Source organism: Haloarcula amylovorans (assembly GCF_004681185.1).
Classification (GTDB): domain Archaea; phylum Halobacteriota; class Halobacteria; order Halobacteriales; family Haloarculaceae; genus Haloarcula; species Haloarcula amylovorans.
On sequence record NZ_SRIF01000001.1, the window covers coordinates 1,303,208 to 1,320,254 of the forward strand.

The window sequence follows — 17,047 nt, forward strand, 5'->3', positions numbered from 1 at the left end:
TGACAACACTTCTATACGTGTCGATTGCTCATCAGCTCACTCATGGGCCGCGTCCCACTCTTCGGCCTTTCGGAGGTTGCTGCACTCGTTACAGCGGATGCGTCCCATCGCGTCCATCGCGTTGTTGAACGTCTCGCAGTTGCCACAGAAGTACCCCCAGCGGCGCTCGCGGTCCGCCTCGACGTAGACGGTATAGAACGGCCCTTTCGTCCCGATATCGCCGTCCTCGCGGTCCACGAAGAGCGTCTCGCCGTCCGGCCCAGTGCGTTCTTCCATACGAATGGGTCGGGTTCGAGCGCCTAATTCACTGCGGAACCGATTTGTCGAGCGACCGCCTAGGGGGAGTAATGGGTCCTCGCCTCCTCCACTACTCCGACATCGAGAGCGCCCACGACGACCCCGACCGCATTGGGCGGTTGGCCGGGACGCTGCACTCGCTGAATGGTCCCGACGCGCTTCTCGTCGGCAGCGGCGACAACACTGCGCCGGGCGTCCTCTCGATGGTCACCGAGGGACGGCAATCGCTCGACTTCTTCGCGGCGGTCGAACCGGACTTCGAGACCTTCGGCAACCACGACTTCGACCACGGACTGAGCGCCACCCGCCACGTCGTCGAACGCTCCCCGCAGACGTGGCTGACCGCGAACGTCCGGAAGAACGGCGACCGGTTTCTCGCCGACGAGACGGAATCGTGGGCGCTGCGGGAGGTGGCCGGCACCGCCGTCGGGTTCGTCGGCGTGACCAACACCGCGACGGGGTCGGCCAACCCGTCAGCCGATCCGCTGACGTTCACCGACCCCTTCGCCGCCGTCGCCGACGCAACGGCCGCGCTCAGGGCGCGAGGGGCCGAGCTAGTGGTCGTCGTCTCGCACCTCGGGCGGACCGACGACGAGCTCGCGCGTCGCTGTGACGTGGACGTGATTCTCGGCGGGCACGTCCACGAGCGACGAATCGACTATATCGACGGGACCCTGTTGACGCGCCCGGGGTCGAACGGCCACGTCGTCGTCGACGTCGACCTCGGCGGCGCGCGCCCGACCGCTCAGTTCCGGACTGTCGAAGACGGCGACCGCATGGAGACGGTCACGTCGGCCGTCGAGGGCCGCCTCGCGGAGACGGGGCTGAACGACGTCGTCGCCCACGTCGAGGAGCCGATTTCGCGCGAGAAGACCGACGCTTACGGCGGCGAAAGTCGCATCGGCAACGTCGTCGCCGACGCGTACCGCTGGGCGACTGGGGCGGACGTCGGCCTCCAGAACGGCGGCGGCATCCGGCGAGACGAGTCGCCGCTCGCAGGCGACGTGACGGTCGCGGACCTCGTCTCGGTCGTCCCCTTCGAGGAACCGGTCGTCGTCGCCGAGGTCACCGGCGCGGAACTCCGAGCCATCTGTCGAGAGGCCAGCGGTCGCGTAGTAGAGCACGGAGATTCCGACTGGTGGCACGCCCACGTCAGCGGTCTCGAACTGGTCTGGGACCGCGAGACGCAGTCCGTCGAACGGCTCCGTGTCGGCGGCGACCCCGTGGCAGACGGGGAGACGTACACGCTCGCCACCTCGGAGTACCTCCTGCACACGACCGTCGAGTTCCCGACGCTGACAGAGTCTCACCGCGTCGCCGCCTACGACCTCCAGTACGAGGTGCTCGCAGAATACGCCCGAAGCGACGGCATCGACGCAGCAGTGACTGGACGAGTGGTGCGTCGCTAGGGATTTAACCCCCGCCGTCGAACGTTCGCTCGATGCCACAGGTCGTCGTCCCGGTCCGGTATCCGCTTTCTGAGAACTCTCGTGCGACGCTGGCGGAAGCAATCAACGTCTCCGAGGAGGAGGGCGCTGACCTCACCGTTCTCCACGTCAACCTCTATCAGGGCGGCCACAAGGTGTCGCGCGCGCAACTGAAGAGCGCCGTCGAACGGGAGTTCGGTCATCTCCCCCGGACACGCTACGTCGTCCGCTCGGGGATGCTGGTCGAGGAGACGATTCTCGACGAAGTCGCCGCACAGGACGCCGACGTGGTCGTCATCGGCGACAAGCAGGTGGGCCGCTGGCGGTCGATGATCCGCCGCCTCGTGGACGACCCAGACATCGAACACTACCTTCGGGACGAACTCGACTGCGACGTTGTCACAGTCAGTCCGAACAGTCAGCCCTCGCGGTACTCGCCGTCGCGGTCCTCGGACGACTGATCGTCGGCGGGCACGTCCCGTGCCGCGTCCCTCGGTGCGTCGGATGGCGGCCGCTCGGTGAGCCGGTCACGGTTCTCCACCGACACCTGCATCTCCCCGCTCGTCTCGTCGAAGTACAGATGCGAGTGCGGATAGGCTATCTCCACGTCGGCGTCGTCTAAGGCGTCCCAGACGTTGGTCTGGACCTTCGAGCGGGTGGCCAGCAGTTTGTACGGTTCCGTCACCCAGTAGCGAACGGTGAGGAGGACGCCGTGATCAGCAAAGTTGTTGATGTACGCTGTCGGCGCGGAGGGGTACCGAGCGGCCCCCACGCGGATGTTCGGCCCGCCCTCGATGACGTTGTCCACATTCCGGGCCGCCCGCTCGATGAGCGACCGCGCCTCGGGGACATCGCTCTCGTAGGTGACCAACACGTCGAGTGCGAGTCGGGTTCGGGGGTCCTCCGCGGAGTAGTTGATGACGTCGCGGTCCCGCATCGTCCCGTTGGGGATGACGAGGAAGGTGTTGTCGAGCGTGAACACTTTCGTGTGTCGGAGGGTGATGTCCTCGACGAAGCCGGTTCGCTCGCTGTCGGCAAGTTCGACCATGTCGCCAATCTCGTAGGGCTGGTCCGCGAGCAAGAAGACGCCGGAGATGAAGCTACCGACGATGGGCGCGACGACCACACCGATGACGGCCGAAAAGACGGCCACCGAGAGCCCGATATCACCGATTTCGAAGCCGTAGATGCCCATGATGGTGAGCAGTGCGAAGATGTAGACGGCGGCGCGGATACCTCGGAGGACGGTTCGCGTGAGGCTCGGGCGGCGGAACTGCTGGGCGACTCGGCGGCCCAGTAGCCGGACCAGCAGTCGAGAGACGCCGTAAGCCAGCGCGATGACGACGATAGAAGCGAGAAGCTCCGCCGCCCACTCCGGGAGACTGAACGGGAGCCACGAGAACAGCGTCTGTGTCACCTCCGCAGGCGTCTCCGTGGACGTCGGACTCGGCGTGGGGGCCACCGTTCCATCCCCCTGAAACAACCAGACGTGACCGGAACGCATGACGTACAGTCCACAGTCCCGCGAAAAAAGGGTTCCCCTCCCAAAACGATTAGCCGACAGCAAGCGACTGCCCGGTATGGCGACAGATAAGACCCGGACGCCGGACTTCGAGACGACGGCCGAACCGCCCGAGATAGAGACGCTGGTCGTCGGGTTCACCGAGTACGGACTGGCCGGGTTGACCGCCGTCGACTATCTGGTCGATCAGTTGTCGATGACGCAGGTCGGCCACCTCGAAGCGGGCGGACCGCCGATGATCACGCCGTTCGAGAACGGCGTGCCACGCCACCACACGCGGGTGTACGCTCACGCCGACGCCTCACTCGGCGTCGTCATCAGCGAGCGGTTCGTCCCGATACAGACCGCCAACTCGTTCGCGAACGCCGTCGACGCCCTCTACGACGAACTCGCACCGTCGAACCTCACAGTTCTCTCGGGCGTCCCCGTCGCCCACGGCCCGGAGGACCACGTCCCCTTCTACATCGCCACCGAGGACTACCGGGACCGCTACCTCGCCGACACCGACATTCGCTCGATGGGGACCGGGTTCTTAGACGGCGTCACGGCCGAACTTGTCGCCCGCGGCATCGATGACGACAAACGGCCGGTCGGCGTGTTTACGACCCCCGCCCACCCGCAGGCTCCCGACGCCGCCGCCGCGATTCGCCTCGTGGACGCGCTCGCTCGGACCCACAGTATCGAGGTCGACACCGAACCACTGGAAGCGTTCGCCGCTACCGTCGAGGCGCAGTACCGTGCCCTCGCCGAACGTATCGAGACCGCCGAAGAAGAGTCGACGCCGGACGACCGGATGTACATGTGACCGCGCCCTGAGACGACATATCACGAATTTGTTAACGGTCGTCGATGGGGGACGTGAAGGTCCTCAGTGAATTATTAAACAATTCACCAACAAATATTTCCCGCCGCGGTACCTCCGTCTAGTCGATGACCTCCATCGAAACCCATTCGGCCGACGCCGCCGACACCGAGCGGCCACGCCAGCAGCGACGCAAGGGCGTGTTGTTCTGTCCGGCCTGTGGTCACGAGAGCCACGCCGGGGAGAACTGGGCCATCGATTGGACCGGTGACGCGCGCGTCCTGCGCTGTCCCGAGTGCCAGACAGTCGTCAGCGACCGATAGCGTCCCAGTTGTAGCGATTCTATCAGTACTCGTGTATCTCTTCGTCCGTAACTACCGAGTCGAGTAGTTCCACCGGCGTCGCGTCGTAGGCCGGGTTCGCCACGTCGAACCCTTCGGCCGGTTCCAGTAGCACCTCCGAGGGAGAACGGGACTCGTTTTCGAAGGCGAACGCGCCGTCGACGTACTTCGAGTCGGCCCCGACGACCGTCATCGGGACGCCCGTGTCGTTGGCCGCTGTGGCGATGGGGTACGTTCCCACCCGATTGTACAGCGTATCCTCGACGATACAGTCCATCCCGACGACCACGCGGTCACACTCCGGCATGAAGTGCCCGGCCGCGCTGTCGACGATGAGCGTCACGTCGACGCCCTCGCGTTCGGCGAGTTTTCGCGCGGCCTTACGACCGAGGTATCGCGGTCGTGACTCCGTGGCGTACACTTCGAAGGAGTGACCCGCCGCGAGCGCGTCGTCGATGGCGGTCATGACCGTCGACGAGTAGTCGTGAATCAACAGTACGTCGTCGTCCTCGATGAGCGTCGCGGCCCGTGCCGCGGCGCGCTCTTTCGCCGACTCCACCTCGTCGACGACCGACTCGATGGCTTCGAGCGTGAGTCGTTTCGCCGTCGAGACATCGGCGGGGTCGGGTTCGGTCACCGCCTCGACGATCTCGTGTTGCGTACTGTAAAGCGACGCGTGTGAGGGGTTCGCCCGTCGGAGGGCGTTGCTGTTGCGTTCGAGCGTGCGGAGGTACTCCTCGACGGTGGGAAACTCCCGTTCGGTCAGCGCCCGCAACGCCTCAGCCGCCTTGATGGCGACGACCGAGGAGCCGTGTGTCTGCATCTCCTCGATCTCCTCGACTGTCTCGTCTATCATACGGTTCGCTGTGACCCGAACCGACATGTGTCTTCCCCTCGTCGGAACAGTCTCTGCGAAATGACCGCCCGCACGGTGTTCGTCTAACACCTGTGTCCGGCGCTCGTGAGTCCGGTTGCACCACGATTTCGCATCGGTTACGACCGTCGTATTTCCGAATGATAACCAGCCGAACAGCATTTAACGTCGTCTGTCCATATGATGGACAAGATGCGGTTGCGTAGTCTCGACGACGATACAGTCGCGATGTCTGAGTCTATCGGTGTCGCCGTCCTCGTCGGGATGACGATCATCGTCACGGCCGTCGTCGGCCTGAGCGTCCTCGCCGTCGATTCCGACGCCGGGTCGGGACCGCAGGCGAACTTCACCTACGACTACGTCGAGAGCAACGAACTGCTCATCGTTACCCACAGTCGCGGCGACGCGCTCGAAGCCGGGAGCATCGAGCTAGAGGGACCGGAGGTAACGACGACGTGGGCCGCGGTGGCGAATCGCAACGAGACGGCGATGGTCGAACCCGGCGACCTCGCGCAGCTGAGCAGCGGGAACGCCTACGGCCGACGGGTGAGTGGTCGTGATACCATCACGATCTACTACAACCAGAGCGGCAATCGAACACAGCTCGACCGGTGGAACGGCGGGTGAGCGGCCTCGCCTTCGTGAGCCGGCTTACCCTTTGATGTTACAGACCGGGAACGTCCGAGCGACCCGCTCGCCGATCCCCAGCGCGTCCGAAACGCGAATCACCTCGTCTATGTCCTTGTAGACCCCCGGCGCTTCCTCCGCGACAGTCGCGCCCGACTGGGCCTTGACGTAGACCTGCTGTTGTTCGCGCAGATCGTCGCGTACGTCCTCACCCCAGAACTCCTGTTTGGCCTGTGTGCGGCTCATCAGCCGCCCCGCCCCGTGTGCCGTCGACCCGAACGTCTCTTCCATCGAGCGCTCGCCGCCACGGAGCACGTACGACCCCGCCCCCATGCTCCCGGGGATGATGACCGGTTGGCCCACGTCGGCGTAGGCTGGCGGCAGTTCGGGCCGACCGGCCGGGAAGGCTCGCGTCGCCCCCTTCCGGTGGACGTACAGTTCCTCGTCCTCGCCGTCGACGGTGTGAACCTCCTTCTTCGCGATGTTGTGGGCCACGTCGTACAGCAGTTCGAGGTCCGTTCGTGCCACGTCGAACACGTCGGTCAGCACGTCCCGTGTCCGGTCCATGATGAGTTGGCGGTTCACCCACGCGAAGTTGATTGCGGCGCACATCGCGCGGTAGTACTCGTCGGCCAACTGGGACCCGGCGGGGGCGGCCGCCAGTTCCTTATCGGGCAACTCCGCGAGCAAGTCGCCGTGGGCCTGCTCGATCTTCCGGAGGTAGTCGGTACACACCTGATGACCGAGCCCGCGCGACCCGCAGTGGATGAGTACGACGATCTGATTCGGTTCGAGACCGAACTCCGCGGCCACGTCCTCGCGGTAGACGTCGGTCACGCGTTGGACTTCCAGAAAGTGATTGCCCGAGCCGAGTGACCCGACCTGCGTCTTCCCTCTGTTCTTGGCCTTCTCTGAGACGACGCTGGCGTCGGCCTCCGGTCGATACCCCTCGTCCTCGCAGTGTTTTACGTCCGCCTCGGTAGCAAATCCCGCTTCGAGCGTCCAGTCCACCCCCCGTTCGAGGATGGCCTCCACATCCTCGGTCGTTCCCTCGAAGACACCACCGCCACCCAGACCCGACGGAACGGCCTCGAACAGGTGGTTCACAAGTTCTTCCTCGTGGCCCCGAACATCGTCGTAGGAGAGCGGTGTCGTCAGCATTCTGACGCCGCAATTAATGTCGTAGCCGACCGCTCCGGGCGATATACAGCCGTCTTCGGCGTCGATGCCTGCGACGCCGCCGACCGGGAAGCCGTACCCCTGATGCCCGTCGGGCATACACAGCGTATGCTTGCGGACGCCGGGGAGGTACGCGGAGTTCTTCAGTTGTTCGAGGGTCTTGTCGTCGCTGATCTCGTCGAGCAATTTCTCGCTGGCGAGGACGCGAGCGGGGACGCGCATCCCGCCTTCCTGTGGAATCTCCCAGACGTACTCACGGACCTTTTCGAGCGTGACTGTCTCCGTCTCATATGTCGTCATAACTGAACGTCCGATGCGGACCGCCAAATGTGTATGCCCAGTCCCGTGTCCGGGACCGGACCGTCCGTGAGTGTAACCGGCCTCAGTCGGCGGGTGTGACCGTCTCGTCGTCGTCGGCCAGCGCCGGGCGGCCGATACGGTGATCCAGCGAGAACGGCCCGGCACCCATCGTGAAGACGGCCGAGGCCATGCCGAAGAGGGTGACGTGGGCCAGCACCGGGTCGTCCGGCAGGCCAAAGAGCGTCATCGTAAACAGGACGAACGACGCCGCGGCCGCGCCGCGAGTGAAGAAGCCAGCGATCAGCGCGAGCCCGACGACCATCTCGGTCACGCCGGCACCGACGACCCAGAGACCGGGATCCACTGGGACGACGGAAGTGAGCTCGTACTTCGCGACGACCAGCAGAGCGCTGCCCGGGTCGGCGAGTTTCTGGAACAGACCCAGATAGACGAAGGAGAGCCCCATCCCGACCCGGAGAATCGTCGGGACGTACGCACGGTAGGGGTCGGTCGCGTCGTCGAGGAACGCCTTCAGGTGGTGAATCGGGTCCACGCGGCCGTAGTAGGTTCCAGGGGTGCTCGCCACGTCCTGTAGCATGTCGTCGGCGCTCGGGCGGCCGCCGCCGACGACGAGCAAGGCGAGGAAGATGGGAACGTACTCCACCGCGAGGACGACGGCGGGGTCGACGGTGAACGCCCACGCGTAGGTGAGGAGACCGACCGCGGAGACGATGCGCGTCGCGAGACCGAAGAGGATGCAGAACCCGAGTCCGATGAACAACACCCGAAGGAGCGGGTTCGCACTCAGGTCGAAGGTGACCGTCGGCGCGAACAGATACCCCTGAAAACCGGCTCCGACCAGCGGCAAACCGCCAGCCAGTCTAAGCATCCACGGGACTAGGTCGGCGTAGCCGGCGAGTTTCTCCCGGAGGACGACGACGTCGGTGATGGTCGGCCGCACCCACAGATATGCGGCGACGGCGACCGCGCCGACGACGGACGCGCCTCCGAAGAGGAGAGCGTTTACTGGGTCAGAGAGGACTTCGACGAGAAAGTCGATAGCGTTCATCGCCGCGCCAGGGCCGTCGGTGACGTAATCTACGTGTGCCGCCGCGGGCCGGCTGAGGAGAGAGACCACCAACGCGGCACCGAGCGCGCTGCGTATCGAACGAGTGACCATACCGAATCTCAGACAGGCGGACACCTAACCCTGTTCCTCGCCGCGGCCGCCCTCGTCCGGTTCGATGTCTTCGGGGCGGTCAGCGTCGTCACCGAGGGTCCCCTCGCCGCTCTCTACGTCGGCCGGTCGGTCGGCGTCGTCGCCGATGGTTCCGTCGCCCTTCTCGATGTCCTCGGGGCGTGCGGCGTCCCGACCGACCGTCGTGTCGTTTCGACCGATCTCTTCGGGGTGTTCGGTATCGTTTCCGAGGGTCCCTTCGCCGTGTTCGAGGTCGGCCGGGTGTTCGGCGTTACGAGTGGTCGCCGTGTCCTCGGTGTGCTGGCGGGCGACACCCTCCGGCGTGTCCGCGTGTTCGGGGGAGACGTCGTCGCTGTAGGCATCTTCTCGCTTCGAGATACCCGTCCGTGGCGTCGGCTCCCGCGTCGCGTCAGAGGGCCTGTACTGGGCCTCGGCAGGGTGGCCAACGCCGGGAACGGAGGTGGACTCGCCGATGGGCCGCGAGATGTTCCCCTCGCCGATAGCGACACCGCTGGTAACGATGGAGCGGACGCCCTCTTCGACGGTCATGTCCGCGTCGTACACCCGGTCGATGTCGACGTGGATGACGTACCCGCCCATCACCGGGTTCGGTGCCATCGGCATGAACAGCGTCACCATCTCGTCGTTGTCCGTTGCCTCCTCGATCGAGCGGGGCGTGCTCGCGGTGACGAACGCGACGGTGTACGAGCCAGCGGTCGGGTACTCGACGAGGACGACGTCTTTGAAACTCTGCGTGTCATTGTCGAGCAGCATATCGCTCATCTCGTCGAAGCTCCGATACAGCGACCCGATGGCCGGGATTCGCTTCATCATCGTATCGAAGATGTCCTCGATTCGCCCGCCGCCGGGCTGGCGCTCGGCGATGAATCCGATACAGAACAGAGTGATGACGAAGACGACCAGCGCCAGCACCTTCACCAGATATGCCGGCGTCTCGGCGGGGTTGATCTCCGACCCCGAAATCCGGAAGGTGAACGCGACCACCGGGTCCAACACGTTCGAGAGAGAGTTGACGACGAACCCGATGATGAGCAACGTGACGATCAACGGAATCATCATCGCAAAGCCCGTGATGAACGCCTGTCGAACCGACTTCTTCACCGTCGTCGGCGCAACCTGCTCGGGCACCCTCCTATCAGCCATGCCAGTCCGAAGTAGGCGGAGAGAGAAAAAACTGTACGTCAGCGTATCGGGCGGTGGAATTATATTCGTGCCCCTACTACCTCTGGGCCAGTGAGCGTCAATATCGAGACACGGGTCATCGACCGGGGGAGCGACGAGTACGTCGATGCCGCGTGGCGGCTCAAGGAAACCATCCGGCAGGAGGACGGCGTCCTCCGGCAGCGACGGGGATTCTTCCGGAACGCCTACCGACGCTCGACGGTCTACCTCTACATCGACCGCTCTGCGGACTGTCTCATCGGGTTCGCGGCCGTCCGGCGGGACGGCTACATCCTCTTTCTGGCCGTGGACCGCGACTACCGCAGCGACGGATTCGGCAAGCGCCTCGTCGCACGCGTCGCCGAGGACTATGGCAGTGTCACCTGTCACGCGCGCTCGACGAACGAGCCGGCCCTGGAGTTCTACAAGCACATCGGTTTCGAGGTGCGCCGGCGCATCGACAACTACTACGAGGACGGCGGCGACGCCTACTACCTCAAACTCGGCGAGCAGACGATCGCCGATAAGCTCTCGAAGTTCCTCCGCGGGTAGGAGAATCCGTATCCTTTTGAACGGGTCTCCCTAACCGAGTAGCCGATGGAATCGCGGACGCAAACGTATCTTCGCGGCCGGTTCGGTGATCACTATCGACAGGCGGATATCTCGCCGCCGCCGGCCGCAAACGAGCGCGAGTGGGGGTTCATCCCGTGGACCGAGGGTCCCGGCGAGACGATGGTCCGCCATCGCTCGCTGTTGGACCTCGGCGACATCGAGGCGTTCCTCGGCCGCAAGAAACCCCGCCACGTCTACTTCTCGGCGGGCCGCTACGACGACCCGAGCGCCTCGTCGATGAGCGAGAAGGGGTGGCGCTCCTCGGATCTCGTCTTCGATTTGGACGCTGACCACCTCCCGTCGGTCACGCTGGGCGAGGATACCTATGCCGAGATGCTCGCGAAGTGTAAGGACGCCCTCCTCCGACTGCTGGATTTTCTGGAGAACGACTTCGGCTTCGAGGACCTGACCGTCGTCTTCTCGGGCGGCCGCGGCTACCACGTCCACGTCCGCGACGAGGGGATTCGTGGCCTCGAACGCGACGCGCGACGCGAAATCGTCGATTACGTCCGAGGTATCGGCCTGGAGTTCGACGAACTCGTGGACGTGGAGACGGTGGCCGGTACCGCCGGCCGGTCCAGCCCCGCCGAGAAGCGGACGCTGACGACCGAGGGCGGCTGGAGCGCTCGCGCGCACAGCCACATCCTCACGGAAGTCGACCGGTTACGCGAGATGGACGAGGACGACGCTATCGCCCGGTTGCGGCAGTACGACGGCATCGGCGAAGGGAAGGCGACCGCCGCGCTCAACGCCGCCCGGGACAACTACGACCAGCTGGCCGCCGGCAACATCGACGTCCACTCCGCGTTCTACCAGATTTCGAAGGTGCTAGCCCTCGAAGCGGTGGCCGCCGACAACGCCCCCATCGACGAACCCGTGACCACCGACACGAACCGCCTCATCCGCCTCCCGGGGTCGCTCCACGGCGGTAGCGGTCTCGAAGTCCAGCGCATCGACCGGGACGCGATCGAGGCGTTCGACCCGCTTTCCGACGCCGTCCCCGAGACCTTCCGCGGCCATGAAATTACTGTCGAAGTGACCGAGGGCGGCCTCGTGGAGCTGGATGGGGATAGCTTTACAGTGGAGGCGGGTCATCACACAGTACCAGAGCACGTGGGCGTGTTCCTGATGGCCCGCGGTCGCGCTGAGAAGGGGCAGGAATGAATCTCGACGAACTCCAATCGGTCCAGTCACGCGAGCGCCAGACCGACCAGCTACAGCAGTTGCGCTCGACGTTTTACGAGGAGGCCGGGACGTTCGTCGCCCAACTCAGAGAGGAACGCGACCGTGCGGCCGACCGCGCCGACGACCCGTTCGACTCGCCGGAGGTCAACCGGCTGACCGACGACATCAAGACTGCCGAGCAGACCGTCGAAGCCATCTACGAGCGCCGTATCGGCAAGATCGTGAAGATGGCGTCGCTCGCGGCCGCCGACATGCCGACCGAGGACGACGGGCTGACACAGGAAGAAGAACACCTCTTCGAGTCGATGGTCGGCGCTATCGAGTCGAACCGCGAACACGTCCTCGACGTCATCGCGGGCGACGCGCCCGCCGGTGCCGTCGGCGGCGGCTCGCCAGCGACCGACGACGCCGCGAACGAACCGACGGCGACCGCCGACCAGTCGGGCGATAGAACGTCGGACCCGACGCCCGACCAGATGCCCGACGCGGTGCCCGACCCGCCCGAACAGGATGGCGAGACGACAGACGGCGAGGCGAGCGTCGACGCCGCGGACATCATGGGCGGCGGCGACGGTCAATCCACGGAAAACGGTGACGAGGGGCCTGTCTCTGAGTCAGCGTCGCCAGCCACCGAGGCACCGACGCCACCGCCCGAGCGAGACCCCGACCGACCCGCTGACGAGGCCACCGCGGCTATCGGAAGCGACACGGCCTCCGCTCCATCGTCACCGACCGGAGACGCGAGCGGAGTCACGGTCCCGAACGACGAAGCGGATGCGGCCGCGGAACCCGACGGAGCCGCGACAGACGACGTCGAGCGACGGACCGTCCGTATCACCGACGACGTGGGCGAGATATTCGGCGTCGACCAGCGCGAGTACGACCTCTCGACGGACGACGTGGTGACGCTGCCGGCCGACAACGCCGACCCGCTGGTCGAGCGCGACGCCGCCGAACCGCTAGAGTAACGCAACGGTTCTCTATGCGAAGTCCAACTCGGTCAGCCACTGCCAAGAGGGTATATTCATCTGTTCTCGTACCCGCTCCGCTCCGTTTATCCGCTCAGTACAGCGACCTTTTTCATCGTCGGGTCTCCTCGCTCACTTCGTTCGCTGTGGGAACCGCTCCTCGAAAAACGTCGATGAAAAAGGCCGACGGCTCGGCGATGCTTCGCCATCGATGAAACGCCTCGCTTCGCTCGGCGTACGCTCTCATCACCGGCAATCACTCACGACGCACACCTACTGAGCGGATGATTCGCCCTCGCCAGTGTTGAACCAACCTACTGTGAACTGTTCTATGACACCCTACTTGCCGTAGCTATAGGTGACTCTGCGACCAAGAGAGACGTATGACCGCGACAGCCTCCTTCGAGCGTGGGGACCTTCCCGGCGCGCTTCTCGCCGTCGTTCTCGTCAACCTCGTGGGCGCGGCCCCCGCCGCCCTCGGCGGCCCGGACTCCGCGTGGTTCCAGAGCCTGACGAAGCCTGCAATCTATCCGCCGTCGTGGGCGTTCGGCGTCGTCTGGACGCTACTGTTCACGCTCATGGGTATCGCGCTCTACCTCGTTTGGCGGTCGGAGCCGTCCCGAGAGCGCAGGATTGCTCTCGGCCTGTTTGTCGCGCAGATGGCGTTCAACGTCGCGTGGACGCCGGTGTTCTTCCAGGCACAGAACCTCGCACTGGCGCTCGCCGTTATCGTGGCGCTACTCGCGTTGCTCCTTCCAACTATCGCGGCGTTCCGGCGCGTCGACCGTCGCGCCGGCCTCCTGCTGGTTCCGTATCTGCTGTGGGTGACGTTCGCCGCCGTCCTGAACTATCGGTTCCTCGCGCTGAACTAGGGCCGCGGGCGCGTCCCGAGTTCGAGGTCGACCGTCCGCTGTTCCCCACCGCGGGTTAGCGTGACCGAGATAGTGTCGCCGGGACTGGTCTTCAGTGCGAGGAACGTCGCCAGCGCCTGTCGGGTCGGCGTCGACATCCCGTCGAGGCGGCGAATCACGTCACCGCCGGCGGGGACCGAGGTGCCCGAGACCGTCCGCGTCCGGTCGGAGCCTTCGAGAACGCCGGCGGCCGGACCGCCGGGGAGGGTGCGGTCGATGTAGACGCCACTGGCCCGTTGTAGGTCGTTCGCGCGAGCCAGTAGCGGAGTCACGCTCTGGAGCGTCACGCCCATGTAGGAGTGCCGATAGGTCCCGTCCTCGACGAGGGACGGGACGACGCGTCGGCAGAGTTGCGCGGAGATGGCGAACGCGACGTTGTCGCCGCCGCCGGAGTTGATGACGCCGAGGACGTCGCCGTCGAGGTTCACGAGCGGGCCGCCGCTGTTGCCGGGATTGACCGCGGCGTCGGTCTGAATGGCGTCGGCGATGGAGAAGTTGTTCGCACTCCGGAGCGTCCGGTCGACACCGCTGACGATTCCCTCCGAGACGGACCCCGAGAGACCGAAGGGGTTGCCGATGGCGACGACCCGCGTCCCCACCGGCGGGTCTCGGCGGGTAAAGGGCAGCGGCGTCGAGCTCTCGGGTACGTTCCGGGCCCGTAACACCGCGAGGTCGCTGTAGACATCCGTTCCCACGACCGATACCTCCCGCCAGTCCGTATCGGCGAATCGGACGTAGAACTGGTCACCGCCGGAGACGACGTGTTCGTTCGTGACGAGGTACTCGCCGTCGACGAGGAAGCCGCTCCCCTCGGAACCGCGGCCGTTGCGTGCGTAGACGCGCACGGAGACCACGGAGTCGGCAACCGTTCGATAGACGTCCGTGTAGACGCTCCCCGACTGCTGTGTCGCGTTCGCCGACTGTTGAGCGATGGACCCGCCCGCGTCGGTGGCGATGCCACCGGCTTCCGAACCGCTCGAATCGTCCGTCTGTCCGGGTGTCTGACAGCCCGCGCTTCCGGCGACGGCGACGCCGAGCGTGCCGAGAAACGCGCGTCGAGACACGCGGTCGTTCGTCATGGATTTCTGTTAGGACAGCGAGCGAATAAAGCCCCGGTCGGGGCAAACTACTATACGAGCGCTCACAAATGCTGTGTATGGCCGGCGACGCATCGTCCAAGTCACACCCCTCCCCCGGATTCGTCCTTCCCGGCCTGCGCTGTGCCGCGGAGATGGCGCTGGTCGGCATCATCGTCGGGCTGGTGGGTCTACCGACGAAGAGTCCGCTCGTCCTCGCCGCCGTCGCGTTGACCGCGCTGTTCGGGATGGTCGTCGTCCTCTTCTGGGCGCTCAACCGGCACGTGCGCCGGTGGGTTCGCTACGCGCAGGGGAAGCCGACGCGACTGAGCATATTCGACTGACGGCGCTCGAATCGCGTGAGTCACCAGTTGCGGTGTACCATTAAGTGCGAGCCACGAGTACGTCCGGGCGAATCATGGAACTCACATGGCACGGCCACTCGACGTGGCACGTCGACGTAGACGGGACGGAGCTGCTCATCGACCCGTTCTTCGACAACCCGCACACGGACATGGATCCGGAGGAGATTGACCCGGACTACGTTCTGTTGACACACGGGCACGCCGACCACATCGGTGACGTGGACCGCTACGAGGGCAGTGGTCTCGTGGCCACGCCGGAACTCGTCGAGTACTGCGAGGACAACTTCGGCGAGTTCGACGCCGTCGGCGGCATGGGGATGAACCTCGGCGGGACCGTCGAAATCGGCGAGGCGTTCGTCACGATGCACCGCTCGGACCACTCGAACGGCATCGATACGTCCTACGGCACCACCGGCGGAATGCCCGCCGGGTTCGTCATCTCCGATACGAAGCCCACCCAGGTCAGCGACGAGGAGTCGACCACGTTCTATCACGCGGGCGACACCGGCCTGATGACGGAGATGCGCGAGATTATCGGCCCGTACCTGGAACCCGACGCCGCCGCGCTGCCGGTCGGCGACCACTTCACGATGGGACCGTGGCAGGCCGCTATCGCCACCGACTGGCTGGACGTGGACACCGTCTTCCCGATGCACTACGACACGTTCCCGCCGATCGAGATCGACACGGACGACTTCGTCAAGGAGGTCAAGGCGGCCGGCAGCGACGCCGAAGTCGAGGTCCTAGACGGCGACGAGACGTTCGAACTGTAGCTCAGTCCGCCGTTCGCTGCGATTCGACGCCGCGGATATCGAACCGGGCACCCCCCGTCTCGCTCTCGCCGACCGAGAGAGACCACCGGTGCTCCTCAGCGATGCTGCGCGCGATGTAGAGACCGAAGCCGGAGTTGCCGGGGCAGGTGGTGAACCCCGCCTGGAAGACACGGGCCTGCGGTTCGACGTTAATTCCTGGCCCGTCGTCGGCGACGAAGAAACCGTCGTCTGTCGCGCCGACGACAACAGTCACGCCCTCGCCTGCGTGTTCGCGCGCGTTCTTGTACAGCGACTCGAACAGGAGACGGATACCGTCGGGGTCTGCGACGAACAGCGAGTCGGCTCGGATCGTCAGCGAGTGCGTCTCACGGGTAAGCGCACGCCACGTCTCGCGGGCGACCGCGGAAAGTCTATGCTCCTCGCGGTCGCGGTCGTGTGGCTGCTGTGTAGCCAGCCGAACCACCTCGTTGACGGACTGTAAGAGACGGGCGTGCGAGTCGGCGACATCGTCGAGATACGGATCGTCAGCGTCGGCCAGTTCGAGGCGACCGGTGGCGATTTGCAGTTCGTTACGGAGTTCGTGGGCGGTCTTGAGCGCAATCTTGCGCGCGCGCTCGTTTGTGTTGCGGAGACGCTGCTCGCGGCGTCGCCGTTCGGTTATGTCCTGACAGAGACCGACCAGTCCCGAGACAGCACCGTCGGCGTCGTACCACGGAACTTTCGAGGTAAGCAAGTGGCGGTCGTACGTACTGGAGTACTCTTCGATGGCGTTCAGGGGTTCACCCTCCTCAATGACGCGTTTGTCGTCGTCGTAGATAGCTTCTCGAAACACCGTCTCCTCGCCGTCCCGAATCTCGTTGTCGGCGCGACCGAGCACCGTCGCCGGGTCGATCATCCAGTCGTTGGCGAGGACGTGTTCGCCGTTTCGGTCCTTCACGAAGAGATGGACCGGAAACTGCTCGAACAGGGAGGCGAATATCGTCTCGACGCGAGTCGGGTCGCGGGCCGCCGCTGTCTCGGTGCCGTCGAGCACCGCCGTCAACGCCGCCACGACATCTTCGCCGCTACCGACGGCGGCGACGGGTTCTTCGAGAAACGACGGTACCGCGTCGCTGCCCCGGAGGACGACCGGCAGATCGGGAAAGAGCCGGCGCGCGGCCTTCCCGAGGTCCGCTCCCTTCGTCTCGCCGACTGTCGCATCGACCAGGAGCCCCGAAATCGGTCGCCGACAGAACGCGAACATTGCGGCACCGGGATCGGACTCGGCGACGGCACTCGGTAGTGAACTACTGTGTTCGATGGCCTCGACGAGATGCTCGCTGTCCGTCCGGTCAGCGACGACGACCAGGACGGGTGCTGATGTCATGGAAACAATCATTCTTGGGTCGTAACCTAATGGTTTCGGTGA

General features: G+C 65.1%; 19 protein-coding genes. 11 read left to right on the plus strand and 8 right to left on the minus strand.

Annotated features, from left to right (window positions below; translation table 11 throughout):
• Positions 1-36 precede the first annotated feature (36 nt).
• Positions 37-276 carry a DUF5816 domain-containing protein gene (locus E4S61_RS06575; RefSeq protein WP_135303085.1) on the minus strand — a complete coding sequence of 80 codons (240 nt, stop codon included), beginning with the start codon at positions 274-276 and terminating at the stop codon, positions 37-39.
• 71 nt (positions 277-347) lie between these two features.
• On the opposite strand from E4S61_RS06575, the gene E4S61_RS06580 reads away from it, so the two are divergent.
• Entirely contained in the window at positions 348-1,706 is a 1,359-nt protein-coding gene (locus E4S61_RS06580) for a bifunctional metallophosphatase/5'-nucleotidase (RefSeq protein ID WP_135303086.1), read from the plus strand.
• Positions 1,707-1,738: 32 nt separating this feature from the next.
• Positions 1,739-2,185: a universal stress protein gene (locus E4S61_RS06585; protein ID WP_135303087.1), complete on the plus strand. Its 447-nt coding sequence runs from the start codon at positions 1,739-1,741 to the stop codon at positions 2,183-2,185.
• Here E4S61_RS06585 and E4S61_RS06590 read toward each other — a convergent pair.
• Positions 2,143-3,228 carry a mechanosensitive ion channel family protein gene (locus E4S61_RS06590; RefSeq protein ID WP_135303088.1) on the minus strand — a complete coding sequence of 362 codons (1,086 nt, stop codon included), beginning with the start codon at positions 3,226-3,228 and terminating at the stop codon, positions 2,143-2,145. The genes E4S61_RS06585 and E4S61_RS06590 overlap by 43 nt on opposite strands.
• 76 nt (positions 3,229-3,304) lie before the next feature.
• On the opposite strand from E4S61_RS06590, the gene E4S61_RS06595 reads away from it, so the two are divergent.
• The gene (locus E4S61_RS06595; protein ID WP_135303089.1) at positions 3,305-4,051 is read left to right on the plus strand and encodes a proteasome assembly chaperone family protein; all 747 of its coding nucleotides are present in this window, start codon (positions 3,305-3,307) and stop codon (positions 4,049-4,051) included.
• A gap of 125 nt (positions 4,052-4,176) precedes the next feature.
• Positions 4,177-4,371 (plus strand): hypothetical protein, encoded by a 195-nt coding sequence (locus E4S61_RS06600; protein ID WP_135303090.1) that lies wholly within the window; start codon positions 4,177-4,179, stop codon positions 4,369-4,371.
• A 22-nt stretch (positions 4,372-4,393) separates the two neighbouring features.
• Here the strand turns inward: E4S61_RS06600 and E4S61_RS06605 are convergent, their stop codons facing one another.
• Positions 4,394-5,245 carry a translation initiation factor eIF-2B gene (locus tag E4S61_RS06605; RefSeq protein ID WP_135303091.1) on the minus strand — a complete coding sequence of 284 codons (852 nt, stop codon included), beginning with the start codon at positions 5,243-5,245 and terminating at the stop codon, positions 4,394-4,396.
• Between the two features lie 210 nt (positions 5,246-5,455).
• On the opposite strand from E4S61_RS06605, the gene E4S61_RS06610 reads away from it, so the two are divergent.
• Entirely contained in the window at positions 5,456-5,890 is a 435-nt protein-coding gene (locus E4S61_RS06610; RefSeq protein WP_245180608.1) for a type IV pilin, read from the plus strand.
• A gap of 24 nt (positions 5,891-5,914) precedes the next feature.
• Here the strand turns inward: E4S61_RS06610 and E4S61_RS06615 are convergent, their stop codons facing one another.
• The 3 genes from E4S61_RS06615 to E4S61_RS06625 all read right to left on the minus strand — a co-directional run bounded on the left by E4S61_RS06615 (position 5,915) and on the right by E4S61_RS06625 (position 9,731).
• Positions 5,915-7,369 carry an RtcB family protein gene (locus tag E4S61_RS06615; RefSeq protein ID WP_135303092.1) on the minus strand — a complete coding sequence of 485 codons (1,455 nt, stop codon included), beginning with the start codon at positions 7,367-7,369 and terminating at the stop codon, positions 5,915-5,917.
• Positions 7,370-7,451: 82 nt separating this feature from the next.
• Positions 7,452-8,549 carry a DoxX family protein gene (locus tag E4S61_RS06620; RefSeq protein WP_135303093.1) on the minus strand — a complete coding sequence of 366 codons (1,098 nt, stop codon included), beginning with the start codon at positions 8,547-8,549 and terminating at the stop codon, positions 7,452-7,454.
• Positions 8,550-8,573: 24 nt separating this feature from the next.
• On the minus strand, positions 8,574-9,731 hold the full coding sequence (locus E4S61_RS06625) for a DUF502 domain-containing protein (protein ID WP_135303094.1): 1,158 nt from the start codon (positions 9,729-9,731) through the stop codon (positions 8,574-8,576).
• Positions 9,732-9,821: 90 nt separating this feature from the next.
• Between E4S61_RS06625 and E4S61_RS06630 the strand changes: the two genes are divergently transcribed.
• From E4S61_RS06630 to E4S61_RS06645, 4 genes are all read left to right on the plus strand, one after another.
• Positions 9,822-10,301, plus strand: coding sequence for a GNAT family N-acetyltransferase (locus tag E4S61_RS06630; RefSeq protein WP_135303095.1), 480 nt, complete (start codon positions 9,822-9,824; stop codon positions 10,299-10,301).
• A 45-nt stretch (positions 10,302-10,346) separates the two neighbouring features.
• On the plus strand, positions 10,347-11,525 hold the full coding sequence (priS, locus tag E4S61_RS06635; protein ID WP_135303096.1) for a DNA primase small subunit PriS: 1,179 nt from the start codon (positions 10,347-10,349) through the stop codon (positions 11,523-11,525).
• Complete coding sequence (locus tag E4S61_RS06640; protein WP_135303097.1) at positions 11,522-12,514, plus strand: hypothetical protein; 993 nt, start codon at positions 11,522-11,524, stop codon at positions 12,512-12,514. The genes priS and E4S61_RS06640 overlap by 4 nt, the downstream gene beginning before the upstream one ends.
• 383 nt (positions 12,515-12,897) lie before the next feature.
• The gene (locus E4S61_RS06645) at positions 12,898-13,386 is read left to right on the plus strand and encodes a TspO/MBR family protein (protein ID WP_135303098.1); all 489 of its coding nucleotides are present in this window, start codon (positions 12,898-12,900) and stop codon (positions 13,384-13,386) included.
• Here E4S61_RS06645 and E4S61_RS06650 read toward each other — a convergent pair.
• Positions 13,383-14,504, minus strand: coding sequence for a S1C family serine protease (locus E4S61_RS06650; protein ID WP_135303099.1), 1,122 nt, complete (start codon positions 14,502-14,504; stop codon positions 13,383-13,385). The two genes, E4S61_RS06645 and E4S61_RS06650, sit on opposite strands and share 4 nt — an antisense overlap.
• Positions 14,505-14,581: 77 nt before the next feature.
• Between E4S61_RS06650 and E4S61_RS06655 the strand changes: the two genes are divergently transcribed.
• Together E4S61_RS06655 and E4S61_RS06660 are read left to right on the plus strand one after the other, a co-directional pair.
• Entirely contained in the window at positions 14,582-14,845 is a 264-nt protein-coding gene (locus E4S61_RS06655; RefSeq protein WP_135303100.1) for a hypothetical protein, read from the plus strand.
• Positions 14,846-14,919: 74 nt separating this feature from the next.
• Positions 14,920-15,639: a metal-dependent hydrolase gene (locus E4S61_RS06660; protein WP_135303101.1), complete on the plus strand. Its 720-nt coding sequence runs from the start codon at positions 14,920-14,922 to the stop codon at positions 15,637-15,639.
• Between the two features lies 1 nt (position 15,640).
• On the opposite strand, the gene E4S61_RS06665 is transcribed toward E4S61_RS06660, so the two are convergent.
• The gene (locus E4S61_RS06665; RefSeq protein WP_167768432.1) at positions 15,641-17,005 is read right to left on the minus strand and encodes a sensor histidine kinase; all 1,365 of its coding nucleotides are present in this window, start codon (positions 17,003-17,005) and stop codon (positions 15,641-15,643) included.
• Positions 17,006-17,047 lie beyond the last annotated feature (42 nt).